This window comes from Nocardia sp. CS682, from assembly GCF_004634405.1.
GTDB classification, from domain to species: Bacteria; Actinomycetota; Actinomycetes; order Mycobacteriales; family Mycobacteriaceae; genus Nocardia; species Nocardia ninae.
Window position 1 is genome coordinate 4,469,807 of record NZ_CP029710.1, and the last position, 11,988, is coordinate 4,481,794.

General features: G+C 67.9%; 9 protein-coding genes and 2 pseudogenes. 6 read left to right on the top strand and 5 right to left on the bottom strand.

Going from position 1 to position 11,988, the window contains the following annotated elements; all coding sequences use genetic code 11:
• Positions 1 to 11: 11 nt before the first annotated feature.
• The gene (locus DMB37_RS20205) at positions 12 to 1,229 is read right to left on the bottom strand and encodes a hypothetical protein (protein WP_135234050.1); all 1,218 of its coding nucleotides are present in this window, start codon (positions 1,227 to 1,229) and stop codon (positions 12 to 14) included.
• 145 nt (positions 1,230 to 1,374) lie between these two features.
• Here DMB37_RS20205 and DMB37_RS20210 point away from each other — a divergent pair, with 145 nt between their 5' ends.
• From DMB37_RS20210 to DMB37_RS20225, 4 genes are all read left to right on the top strand, one after another.
• Complete coding sequence (locus DMB37_RS20210) at positions 1,375 to 1,950, top strand: TerD family protein (RefSeq protein WP_135234051.1); 576 nt, start codon at positions 1,375 to 1,377, stop codon at positions 1,948 to 1,950.
• Between the two features lie 210 nt (positions 1,951 to 2,160).
• Positions 2,161 to 3,261 carry a DUF475 domain-containing protein gene (locus DMB37_RS20215; RefSeq protein WP_135234052.1) on the top strand — a complete coding sequence of 367 codons (1,101 nt, stop codon included), beginning with the start codon at positions 2,161 to 2,163 and terminating at the stop codon, positions 3,259 to 3,261.
• A 90-nt stretch (positions 3,262 to 3,351) separates the two neighbouring features.
• Positions 3,352 to 3,975, top strand: coding sequence for a Tellurium resistance (locus DMB37_RS20220; RefSeq protein WP_135234053.1), 624 nt, complete (start codon positions 3,352 to 3,354; stop codon positions 3,973 to 3,975).
• Positions 3,976 to 4,112: 137 nt separating this feature from the next.
• Positions 4,113 to 4,829, top strand: a complete 717-nt coding sequence (locus DMB37_RS20225; protein ID WP_135234054.1) for an alpha/beta fold hydrolase — start codon at positions 4,113 to 4,115, stop codon at positions 4,827 to 4,829.
• 36 nt (positions 4,830 to 4,865) lie between these two features.
• Here the strand turns inward: DMB37_RS20225 and DMB37_RS41385 are convergent, their stop codons facing one another.
• From DMB37_RS41385 to DMB37_RS41970, 3 genes and pseudogenes are all read right to left on the bottom strand, one after another.
• Positions 4,866 to 7,340: an ATP-binding protein gene (locus DMB37_RS41385; protein ID WP_240771578.1), complete on the bottom strand. Its 2,475-nt coding sequence runs from the start codon at positions 7,338 to 7,340 to the stop codon at positions 4,866 to 4,868.
• Positions 7,341 to 7,356: 16 nt separating this feature from the next.
• Positions 7,357 to 8,001: a hypothetical protein gene (locus DMB37_RS41390; RefSeq protein ID WP_240771579.1), complete on the bottom strand. Its 645-nt coding sequence runs from the start codon at positions 7,999 to 8,001 to the stop codon at positions 7,357 to 7,359.
• A 338-nt stretch (positions 8,002 to 8,339) separates the two neighbouring features.
• Positions 8,340 to 9,050: pseudogene (locus DMB37_RS41970) on the bottom strand (BTAD domain-containing putative transcriptional regulator); the annotation flags it as partial.
• Between the two features lie 259 nt (positions 9,051 to 9,309).
• Here DMB37_RS41970 and wrbA point away from each other — a divergent pair.
• Positions 9,310 to 9,888 (top strand): annotated as a pseudogene (gene wrbA, locus DMB37_RS20235) (NAD(P)H:quinone oxidoreductase); the annotation flags it as partial.
• A 50-nt stretch (positions 9,889 to 9,938) separates the two neighbouring features.
• Here the strand turns inward: wrbA and DMB37_RS20240 are convergent.
• Positions 9,939 to 11,324, bottom strand: coding sequence for a hypothetical protein (locus DMB37_RS20240; protein ID WP_135234056.1), 1,386 nt, complete (start codon positions 11,322 to 11,324; stop codon positions 9,939 to 9,941).
• Between the two features lie 300 nt (positions 11,325 to 11,624).
• On the opposite strand from DMB37_RS20240, the gene rpsF reads away from it, so the two are divergent.
• The gene (rpsF, locus tag DMB37_RS20250) at positions 11,625 to 11,912 is read left to right on the top strand and encodes a 30S ribosomal protein S6 (protein ID WP_014989072.1); all 288 of its coding nucleotides are present in this window, start codon (positions 11,625 to 11,627) and stop codon (positions 11,910 to 11,912) included.
• Positions 11,913 to 11,988: the final 76 nt, after the last annotated feature.

An 11,988-nucleotide genomic window follows, 5' to 3' on the forward strand; every position in this document is an offset into this window, starting at 1 on the left:
TTTTCCCACCCTCATTCTCGTCGTGGTCCTGCTTGTTTTCTCATTCGATCCACTACCCCGGCTATGAAGTCGGTGATGGTATCCAGCTCCACCACATAGGCCCAGTAGTTCGGGTGCCTACCTGTCAGTGTTTCGCTGATCCGGTCGATCCGTGCGGCCTGCGCGTCCAGCACAGAGCCCCATTCGGTGACGAGCCCGCGACTCACCGCGAGCATTTGGGCGTCCCGCAGCCGAAATCGTACGGCCTTGGCTTTCTCTTGCGGGTCGGACCGTACTTCACGCAACGTGGCGAGCCGTTTGATGACGGCGTCGACCCGTTGCTCGGCCTCTGTCAGATACCCGCGGGCGGATGTGGTCAGATCAAGTGCTATCTCCGGGTTGTGCTCCGCCGCTGCCGCGCGCGCCCGGCCCAGGGCGGCCTCCGCGGCCTCGATGGCTCGCTGGCTTTCCCGCTCATTGTCAGCTAAATCGGCCGAACTCGCAGCGTTGAATTCGCGCAGCAGGCTCGAGTACGCCGGTGCGAGGCCCTCGGCCTTGGTCCGCGCGGCGGCGAGCCTGGTGCTGACCGAGGAGATCGCGGTCTTCGCGGCCGTGGCCCGGGTCGGCGCTTGCGCCAACGCGTCCGCCAACCTTTTCGTCGCCGCCTCCAGCCGGTTCGCGGCCTCCCGGACCGCGGCGGCGGACGCGCCCGGACCCAGGGCTTCCAGTGTGATGAGAGCCTCATCGACGGCCGCGGTGTGTGCGCGCACCGACGGGTAGTTCGCGTACTCGGATTCGGCCGCCTGCCCGCGCACCCCCGCCGCGGTGACCTTCACCTGGTGGGCCAGCTGCGGCACGGTGCCGAGAATGGCGACGGCCTGCTCGAGCTGAGCCTGATGGCGGCGGTAGAACTCGTCGACGGCGCGGGCCGCGTCGGTCAGTTGCCTGGTCACCGTCTGGGTCTGCTGCGGGCCCTGCGCCTGCGGGGTTCCTTCGCGTTCGGCCTGGTCGAGCTGCTCGGTCAGCGCCACGTACGCCCCCGCCGCGTCGTAGCAACGGCCGCGCACCGGCTCCCAGGCCGCGGCCATTCGGCGGTCCGGGAACACCTCCTCGGCCGCGTGCACCGCCGCCTCGGCCGCGCTCTGGCGCTGGTCCATGTCGAGGAACGCGGCCGCGAGCGAGGCTCGCGCCTGCTCGATCCATTCGTTGTTCCCGGACGAACGGAACCAACCACGCCTACGACCCGCCACGCCCCGATCTTAGAGATCTCTCGTGTTCACCGAGGGTTCTGCGGGTTCCTACGCAAGTTCGCGGAAACCTACTACTGTCGTAAGGCGTACCCGGCGATTCGGACATGCTGGGAACCAATGACGGACTATTGAAAGGGAATCCCGCATGGGTGTCAGTTTGTCCAAGGGCGGCAATGTCTCGCTGACCAAGGCGGCGCCTAACCTGACCGCCGTCGCAGTCGGCCTAGGGTGGGACGTACGGACCACCACCGGGGTTGACTTCGACCTCGACGCCAGCGCGATCGCGACCGGCGCGGACAAGAAGGTCCTCTCGGACCAGCACTTCGTGTTCTTCAACAACCTGAAGTCGCCGGAAGGCGCCATCGAGCACGCCGGCGACAACAAGACCGGTGAGGGCGAGGGCGACGACGAGGTCATCAACGTCGACCTGGCCAACACCCCGCCGACCATCGAGAGCATCTTCTTCCCGGTGTCGATCTACGACGCCGAGACGCGGCAGCAGTCGTTCGGTCAGGTGCGCAACGCCTACATTCGCGTTGTCGACCGCAGCAGCAACGAAGAGCTGGCCCGCTACGACCTCACCGAGGACGCCTCGACCGAGACCGCGATGGTCTTCGGCGAGCTGTACCGCAACGGTGCGGAGTGGAAGTTCCGTGCCATCGGTCAGGGCTACGCGGCCGGCCTGGCCGGTATCGCCCGTGACTACGGCGTGAACGTCTAAAGCACACTTCACTACAAGCAGGGGGCCTGGTGACGGGCCCCCTGCTCGTGCGCCCGGTCCTCCGGATGCGCGGGAACCCTGCTGCATGCAGGATCGTTGGACAAGCAAGGGTTCTCCGGCCACGCTGGTATCAGCGGCGCCAACTCGGTTTCATCAGACAAGCGCTCGGACGGATGCTCGTCCGGTCGACGCAAACGAAAGGTCCCCCGCGTGGTCGTGCGCATTTTCGGCATGTCGATCGTCGTGACACTGCTGTCGCTGGTCGTCGCCTTCCTGTACGGCGGACCAACGGCGTTGGCGCTGGTCCTGATCCTCGGCATCCTCGAAGTATCGCTGTCCTTCGACAACGCCGTCATCAACGCGACGGTGCTGCAGCGGATGAGCGAGTTCTGGCAACGGATCTTCCTTACCGTCGGCATCCTGATCGCCGTGTTCGGCATGCGCCTGGTCTTCCCGCTGGCGATCGTCTGGATCACCGCGGGGCTGAACCCGGTGAAGGCGTTCGACCTGGCGCTCAATCCCCCCGAGGGCGACGCGGCGTACTTCCCGAACGGCGAGCCGAGCTACGAAACGCTGCTCACCGACGCGCATCCGCAGATCGCCGCGTTCGGTGGCATGTTCCTGCTGCTGCTGTTCCTCAACTTCATCTTCGAAGAGCGTGAGATCACCTGGCTGTCCTGGCTGGAGCGCCCCCTGGCCCGATTCGGCAAGCTCGACATGCTCTCGGTGGTCGTCGCGTCCATCGGCCTGGTGCTCACCGCGGAACTGCTCACCCCCGACGACAAGCGCTCGACCGTCCTGCTCGCAGGCCTGCTCGGCATGGTGGTCTACATCGTGGTCGACGGGCTCGGCTCGATGTTCCACACCGAGGAGCACGTGGGTGACGGGCCGTCGGAGCTGGTCAAGGCCACGGGTAAGGCCGGGTTCTTCCTGTTCCTCTACCTCGAGGTGCTCGACGCGTCGTTCTCCTTCGACGGCGTGATCGGCGCGTTCGCCATCACCGCCGACCCGATCATCATCGCGCTCGGCCTCGGTCTGATCGGCGCCATGTTCGTCCGGTCGATCACCGTGTACCTGGTGCGCAAGGGCACGCTGGCGGAGTACGTGTACCTCGAGCACGGCGCGCACTGGGCGATCGGCGCGCTGGCGGTCATCCTGTTCGTCTCGATCGGCGTGCACGTCAACGAGCTCGTCACCGGCCTGGTCGGTGTCGCGTTCATCGGTGCCGCGTTCATCTCCAGCATCCTGCGCAATCGCCGCGAGGACGACAAAGAAGTGGAGAGCGAACGAGAGCCGACCCCGGTAGGCTGATTTTCGGCAGGCAGCCGAATACTCGTGCGGCAGCGGCCACTCCCTCGGGAGGACCGCTGCCGCTCCCATTTCTCTAGGGGGATCACGCCGATGGCGAACGACAGCAACGCCGGTGGGGTCAACCTGTCCAAGGTGACCCTGTCGAAGGCGACACCCAGCATCAACCTCACCAAACCGGGTGAGCAGCAAGGCAACATGCGGGTCAACCTGAACTGGTCCACCGGCTCGAAGGGTTTCTTCCGCAGGTCCAAGCCGGTCGATCTCGACCTCGGCTGTCTCTACGAACTGGCCAACGGCAACAAGGGTGTCGTGCAGGCGGTCGGCAACAATTTCGGCGCGCTCGACGCCGAGCCGTTCATCGCGCTCGACGGTGACGACCGCAGCGGCAACGCGGCCGGCGGTGAGAACATGCACATCAATCTCGCACGGCCCGAACTGTTCCGGCGCATTCTGATCTTCGCCTTCATCTACGAGGGCGTGCCGAACTGGGCCGCCGCCGACGGTGTGGTCACCCTCTTCCCGACCTCCGGCCCGCAGATCGAGGTCCGGCTCGACTCGCCGGTGGACGGCGCCCGTTCCTGCGCCATCGCGCTGCTGCAGAACCAGGGCAGCGGCATCACGGTCCACCGTGAAGTGCACTACATCAACGGTGCGCAGAAAGAGATCGACGAGGCGTACCGCTGGGGCATGAACTGGCACAGCGCTCGTAAATAGACCAACCCCTCTCGCGCGCGATAGACCGCTCGACCAGCGCGTTCGGTGGACATTCAGACCACGTTCAGTCGGCTCCAGATGCTGTAGGAGATCGATCGCCGGTACTGCGGCGCTCCGACGTGAACTGGAGGAAACCCATGACCACCACCCCGAATGTGCTGCTCGTACACGGCGCCTGGGCCGACGGGTCCAGCTGGAACAAGGTGATCGAGCGCCTGCTCGACAAGGGCTTCGACACCGTGGTCGCCAGCCAGCTGCCGCTGCGCGGCTTCGCCGACGACGTCGCCGCCGTCACCCGCGACCTGGACGCGCTGACCGGTCCGACCATCCTGGTCGGCCACTCCTACGGTGGTGCCGTGATCAGCCAGGCGGGCGCGGCTCGCGCCGACGTCACCGGGCTGGTGTTCGTCGCGGCCTACGCCCCCACCGCGGGCCAGTCCGCCTTCCAGATCAACCAGGAATTCGGCCAGGACCTGCCCAGCGGCGCGGACCTGGTGAACATCGGCGCCGAGGACGTCCCGGACCTGATCATCGCCCGCGACCGCTACCACGCCGACTTCGCCGCCGACGCCGACCCGCGCGAGGCCGCGCTGCTCGCCGCCACCCAGAAGCCGACTTCGGTGCTGTCGCTTGCCGGTTCGGGCACCGCGACGCCCGCGTGGCAGACGCTGCGGGACAACACCTGGTACCAGATCTCGGAGCTGGACGCGATGATCCACCCGGACCTGGAGACCAAGATGGCCTACCAGGTGGCCACCGAGGATCACATCGTTTCGCTGGCCACCGGGCACGCCTCGATGATCACCCAGCCGGACGCCATCGCCGAGCTGATCGCGCGGGCGGCCGGTCGTTAAGGACGGACGACACGATCGTTCGCATCCCGGCCCACGTCAGCCGGTGGGCAGGCTGCCGGCTGACGGGATGCTCGCCGTCGCACCGAACAGATCCCCGATGAGCTCGAGATACCTTGTGGCGCCGATGGTTTCGGCGTGCGAGCGGGCTTCCCAGCGGAGTTCGACGGCCCGTTCCTGGTCGCCGCTGTCGTGCCGGACCGCGGCGAGTTCCAGCAGCGCCGGGATCAGTTCGACCGGCGAGTCATAGCGGCGCAGCAGGCCGACGGCCCGGTCGAGCAGGTCCGCGTCCACGCCGCCCGGCGCGGCGGAAGCCATGGCGCGCAAGGCCCTTCCGATGGTGCCGGGGGTATCCCACTGTTCGGCCAGTTCGAGTTCCGCGGCGGCCAGTTCGCGGGCCTGCGCGTGGTCGCCGAGGCGCACCAGCTCCATGGCCGCCGAACTGCGCCACGGGATGTGGGCCGGGTTGCGGATGCCCACCGCGGCGACACGGCGGCCGCAGTCCAGGAAGTGCGCGATCGCCTGGCGGGAATCGCCGCGGGCGGCACACAGCAGACCCTTGACGTGAATGACCACGGTCCACTCCCAGGTTTCGGGGTTCGCATGCTCGGTCACGCTGTCGAGCCACTGCTCGGCCTCGGTCAGGCGGCCCAGCCCGAGCAGGGCGTGCGCGTACTGGGCGACCAGTGCCAGCGGCGGCCGAATGGACTCGTCGCCCAGCGTGCCGACGGTCGGTGCGACCTCGCGCAGCACCCGGCGGTAATCGCCGCAGCGCAACAACACTTCCGAGTGCAGGATGAGACGGTAGACGTCGATGGTGCCGAAGTGGTGGTCCTTGCGCTGTTCGCTGAGTTGCCTGGCCAGCGCGAGGTCGCCCGACCACATGGACAGGTGCGCCAGCAGGCCGATCAGTTGCTGCGGCAGCACTTCCCAGCCGCGGGCCGGATCGGGTTCGGCGGGAAAGCGGGCGAGAGTCTCGCGTGCGGTGTGCCGCACCCGGAAGGCGTCGTCCCAGGTGAGTATCGCCGTGGTGATCTGATCGGTCGAATCGGTGCCGCGCAGTGCGGCGATGTAGTCGCGCCACGACGCCGAGGTCAGTCCGGCGACCGCCCAGGAGGCCGAGCGAATACTCTTGGCCGCCAACGGATCTCGACCTTCGGTCTCGGCGAGTACCTCGCCGACCAGCGCCATCGCCGCGCCCGACTGCCAGCGCGTCGACATCGTCCAGGCCAGCGGAATGAGCGCGGTCGGCGCGACCTGACGCGCACGCTGGCTGTGCAGCGCCTCCTCCAGGTGTGCGCGGGCCGCGGCCGGGTTGGTCCACAACTCCAGCTGGCCGAGGCGAACGAGGATGTCATCGCGACCCGCCGGCGCGGTGATGCGCAACGCCGCCGCCAACTGGCGCACCGCGTCGACGATCAGGCCGTGACGCAGGCATTCCTCCGCCGCGTCCAGCAGTACCACCGTCCACCGCGCGTACTGCACGCCGACCAGATCACGGAGGTAGGCCGCGACCTGTCTGGCCGAGTAGCCTGCGCTGCGCGCCTGTTCGGCGGCGGCGATCCGGATCCGGTCCGTTTCCTCGCGGCGGCCGAGCCAGCGAATCGTGTTGCCGATCAACCGATGACGGAACACCGGTGGTGTCACTGAGGTCAAAATGCCTGAGGCGGCGAGTAATTCGCAGCGGTGCTGGATCACGCTGACCGGTTCGTCACAGGCGGCAGCGAGCACCTCGATGGTCGGCGCCACATCCGCCAGCACGGCGAGAGCGCGCAGCATCGCGACGCCGCGTGGGGAGTATCGGCCGAGCAGTCGGCTGATCGAGCGCGAATAGCAGCCCTCCGGTAGGTATTCCGGGATGCGGTCGTGGTCGCGCAGGGCGACCAGGTCGGTGATCAACGCACCGGCCAGCAGCGGGATATCCGCCGTCACCTGCTGAATGTCCGCGGCCAGTCCCGGCGGGCACACCGCCCCGGTTCGCCGCTCGTACAGACCCTCGATCGCGGCGACGCTGAGCCCACTCGGCCGCAAGATCGCGACGGCGAGCGGTTCCAGCTGTGCATGCAGATCGAGAATCGCAGGCTCCCAAGGACGTTCGTCCAATGCCAGCACGAGCAGCACCCGCATCCGGCGTAGCCGTGGCGCCACCGCCGTCAACACCCGCGCGGAACGCTCGTCCAGGTGCTCCGCACCATCCACCAGCAGCACGTGCAGCCCCGCCGACGAGTCCTGAATCAGCTTGGCATGCAACGCTTCCACCAGCCGAGCATCGGAGTCCTGCGCCGACACCTCGACACCGGACAGCTCCGCGATCGCCCCCAGCGGCGGCGCACCCTCCCACGGCGGCGGCAGGTCCACCCGCCGGGCTTCAGGCACCCGACGCGCCAACTCGTCGAGCAACTGCGTCTTCCCGAAACCCGGTCGCCCCGAAATCACCACCAACCCACCGCTGCCCGCAGTGGCCCGCTCGGTCCACGCCGCGATCCGCGTCAACTCCTGGTCGCGTTCGAACACCAGCGGTGCTGCGGAATCAGATTGCGGTACCGGTGCCGATGGTGGTGTTGTCGGCGGTGTCACGCCCGTTGCCAATGCCGATGCGACCGGCGGTGTCGACGCCGTTGCAGGTGCGATCGTCCAGGTGGGGGCTGCTGGCGGTGTGGGCATCGGCGCGAACCCGACCGCCGACGGTCCCACTATCGGCACCGCGGCTGCCGATGTCGGTTCCGCTACTGGTGCTGGTGCCAATGGCGATGATGGTGCCTGCGGTGTCGATGCAGGTGCTGGTGCTGTTGGCGCCACAACCGATGTCGGCGTGGGTGGGAGTGTCGGGGTCACTGGCGAAGTCGGTGCTGGTTCCGGCGGCGCAAAAGCCGGTGCCGGGGGACGTAGCGACGTCAGGGCGGTCGGCGATTTCGCCGTCGCCGTCGCCGTCGCCGCCGACGATGACGCCGGTGCCGGTGCCGGTGCCGGTGATGATGGTGTCGGTGCCGCCGGTAATGGTGTCGATGGCGGTACTGGTGCCGGCAGTGTCTCCGCTGCCAGTGGCGCCGGCGCCGCAAGGGAAGTCGGCGTAGGAGATGTCGGCGCCGGTGCGGGTGCCCGAGACGGAGCCAGGGCAGCCGACGACGCCGGTGCCGACTGTGTTGCCGCCGGTGGCGACGCTGGTGCAGGCCACAGCGCGGACACCATCGCGAGTCGATGTTCAGCGCCGGGCGGGAGCGGTGCCGACTCCCTAACCCAGGCGGTGTCCGAAAGCCGCTGTGCAGCGGTACCTTCCGGAGTCTCAGCGGTCCGAGCGGCCGCACCATCAGACCCACACTGACGCGTAAAGCGCTGCGCGACAACGGCAGTCGAGTCAACAGCCGACTCTCCCGCGGGTGGTTCGGCGACCCGGCCCGGTTGCCTCTCGGCGTGCGGTCGTTGTGGTGCCCGAGGCACCACGACCTCGCCGGACAGGATCTGTTTATGCAGGACGCGAAGTTCCTCCCCCGGTTCGACACCCAGCTGATCCACCAGCAAGTTGCGGGTCTCTCGGTAGACGTCCAGCGCCTCGGACTGACGGCCGCGCGAGTACAGCGCACGCATCAGCACCACGCGCGGACGTTCCCGCAGTGGGTGTTCCGCCGTGAGGACACGCAGCCGATCGATCACCTCATCGGAACGGCCCAGTGCCACAGTGACATCGAGGCTGTCCTCCACCACCGCGAGCCGCCGTTCGGCCAGCGCCGTGCGTTGGCGTTGCGCGAACGGGCCGGGCAGTCCGGCGAGCGGTTCACCGGAATACAAGGCGAGGGCCTGCGCGTAACGGTCTTCGGCGCGGGCCCAATCGCCGGCTTCGCGAGCGCGGCCCGCCTCCCCGACCAACCGGTCGAACACGCCCAGATCGGTCTGCTCGTCCTCGATCCGCAGCTGATATCCGCCGTGACCGGACAGCAGCAGCACCGGTGGCGTGCGTGGTTTGCGGTCCGGCTCGAGTACTCGGCGCAGCGCGGACACGTACGTCTGGATCACGCCGACCCCGCTGGCCGGCGGCACCCCGTCGTACAGCGCGGCGAGCAGGCTCGACGCCGACACCCATTGCCGACGCCGGAAGGCCAGTACGCACAGCACGGTCCGGCGCTGCGGCGGGCCGAGCGGAAGGATCTGCTCGCCGCGGTGCGCTTCCACCCCGTTGAGCAGCGTCAACCGCACCGCGGGCGGCGAGCCCGCGACCGCCTGATCCATCCGTTCTCCACCGCCTCACTCCGACCTGGCCCGACCAGGGTAAGCGGACCGGCGTCGGAGTGAACACGGAAAGCATGCGCACCGCAGGGGCAGTGACCACCGCGTTCGCGATCCGTCGGCACGGTCGGGACCGGTCGCTGAGCTGGGCGTTCGGCGCGTCTCGAGCAACCGTTCAGCAGCGCCCGGCACGCTGTCCGCCGAGGTAGGCAGTGACGCACCTCGCAGCGCGAAACAGGGAGACGAGACAACCGTGCACACCGTGGTCAAGGTCGCGATCATCTATTACTCGGCAACCGGCAGCGTGTACCGGCTCGCGGCGGCTGCCGCGGCGGCCGCCGAGAAGTCCGGCGCCGAGGTCCGGCTACGCAGGGTGGGTGAGCTGGCACCGGCGCAGGCGATCGCCGCGAACCCCCTGTGGTCGGCCAATCACGCGGCCACCGGGCACGTCCCGGAGGCGCAGATCGCCGACCTGGACTGGGCCGAGGTGATCCTGTTCGGCAGCCCGACCCGCTTCGGCTTGCCCGCCGCCCAGCTGAAGCAGTTCATCGACACCGCGGGCGGCCTGTGGAAACAGGGCGGCCTGGTGAACAAGGTCGCCTCCGCGTTCACCTCCACCGGCACCGCGCACGGCGGTCAGGAATCGACCATCCTGGCCATGAACAACACCTTCTACCACTGGGGTTCGATCATCGTGCCACCCGGCTACGCCGACCCGGTGCAGTTCCGCTCCGGCAATCCCTATGGGGCGAGCCATGTTTCGAACAACGGACAGATACCGCCCGGCGAAATCGAGTTGGCCGCCATCGAATTCCAGACCCTGCGCGCGATCGAGATCGCCGCCGCTCTGCAGCGCGGATTCGCGCGGGGTAGCGCGAACCGGCCGAGCGGCTATCCGACCGAGATCAGCGCGCCGGGCGCGAACCGCGGCACCGGCGGCGGCACCGGCCGGAAACCGCGCGGCCGCGCCCGCAGAAACAGAAAGAACAGCGCGACCAGCAGCACCGCCCTGCCCCACACCCCGAACTGCACGACCTTCTCCATATTTTCCCAGGGCAGGCCGGAACCCAGCGCGTAGAAGTACCGGAAAACGCCGATCCCGAGGGCGGCGTCGGCGACGAAGTAGGCCGCGATCGCCGCCCACGGCACCTCCAGCAGCACCAGGAACGGCACCAGCCACAACGTGTACTGCGGTGAATGCACCTTGTGGAACAGCAGGAATCCGCACAGCATCGCGCCGCTCACGCCGACCCACGGGAACACCTTCGTGGCGAGGTATCGCTTCCCACCGAGCCACATCGCGAGTGCGAACGCCGTGAGCACCAGGGTCGGCGAGGCGATAGACACCACCTGCTGGAACAGTGCCTCGCTCTGCGTATCCGGCCCGAACAGCGGCCGAAGTCCCCAGTACCAGATGGAATTCGTGGTGATGTCGGCCTGCCGCAACTGCTGGAAGGTGATCGAGGCCCGCCACCCCTCGTACCCGGCCAGCGCGAACGGCAGGTTCACCGCGATCACCGTGCCGATGGCCGCGCCCGCCGTCAGCAGCGCGCCGCGCACGTCCAGGCCGGTGTCCTCGCGGTCGCGTTCGACACCACCGGTGAGCACGTAGGCCAGCAGCGGCAGCACGAAAATCCCTGGGTACAGCTTCAAACAGAACCCGAGACCCAGCAGCACCGCAGCCACCATGCCTCTGGTGCGCAACGAATATCGGGTCCACGTCGCGACCACGTACACCGCGGCGACCGCCGTGCACACCACCGGGAGTTCCCAATTGTGGAAGGCGTAGAGCACCAGCGGCGGTCCCGCCGCCCACAGCAGCGCGGCGGGACCGGCGAGCCGGGCCAGCATCCAGGCGGTCAGCAGCGCGAACGGCGCGAGCAACAGCGCGGAGTGCCGCAGGAACTCGGCATCGTTGTCCGCGCCGAGCGCACTCAGCCACATCAGCGTGCCGCTGAGCACCGGGTACTCGACCGCCCCGCCGACCAGCGTGCCGTCGTCGGTGATGCCGCCGTGCACGTAGGGAAAGACGTGCTCGTTGATGTCGCGGCCGAGCCAGAGGAACTGGATATCGGAGTAGCAGACATCCGAATCCTTGGTGACATCGAATACCGTGCTGCGACCATCGGCGGTGAACGGCGCTCCCGCACACCGCGCCTTGTTCGCATACCCGAGCGCCAGGGTGAGCGCGCACAGCACGAGCACGACCGCCGCCAGCGCCACGCGACGGGTCACGCGGCGCGCGATCAGGTCGCTGATGGCGAGTCCGGTCGGCATGAGCACCACCCTAAGCGGCACGGCCGGACCTCGTCTGTATCCCCCGCAGATACGGACGCGCCAGCTGATTTCGTCCTTACCTGGGTAACTCACCGGGCACGCCCAGGACCCGACCCGCTCGTGACCGACGGCCCGCGACGGCAGCCCGGGCGCACCCACGACCGGCAGAAGTCGCGGAGAGGCGGGGGAGTTTCGGTGGTCAAGGGCGGTTCATGTAGCCTTGTCGGGTTGCTGACGCAACGACCCTCCTGCCACGGAGAGCCCGTGGCCGTTTCCTAGTCCACAGGAGGTGATTGGTCCGTGCGTCATTACGAAGTGATGGTTATTCTCGATCCCAGTCTGGACGAGCGCACCGTTGGTCCGTCTCTCGAGACGATGCTCAACGTGGTTCGTACCGAGGGCGGCAAGGTCGACAAGGTCGATATCTGGGGCCGCCGCAGGCTTGCCTACGAGATCGCCAAGCAGGCCGAGGGCATCTACGCGGTGGTCGATCTGACCGCGGAGCCCGCGACCGTGAGCGAACTCGATCGCCAGCTCGGCCTGAACGAGTCGGTGCTGCGCACCAAGGTTCTGCGCCACGACAAGTAGTCCCGCAAACCTCGATTGCGTCGGTGCCTATATCTAGGCTCTAGCGCAACAGCGAGACGCGGACTGCACACCGAGC

Bases quoted from the DNA above. Each gene is read 5' to 3' on its own strand.
- DMB37_RS20210 (WP_135234051.1), top strand. From the start codon at position 1,375: ATGGGTGTCAGTTTGTCCAAGGGCGGCAATGTCTCGCTGACCAAGGCG.
- DMB37_RS20220 (WP_135234053.1), top strand. From the start codon at position 3,352: ATGGCGAACGACAGCAACGCCGGTGGGGTCAACCTGTCCAAGGTGACC.
- DMB37_RS20225 (WP_135234054.1), top strand. From the start codon at position 4,113: ATGACCACCACCCCGAATGTGCTGCTCGTACACGGCGCCTGGGCCGAC.
- DMB37_RS20240 (WP_135234056.1), bottom strand. From the start codon at position 11,324: ATGCCGACCGGACTCGCCATCAGCGACCTGATCGCGCGCCGCGTGACC.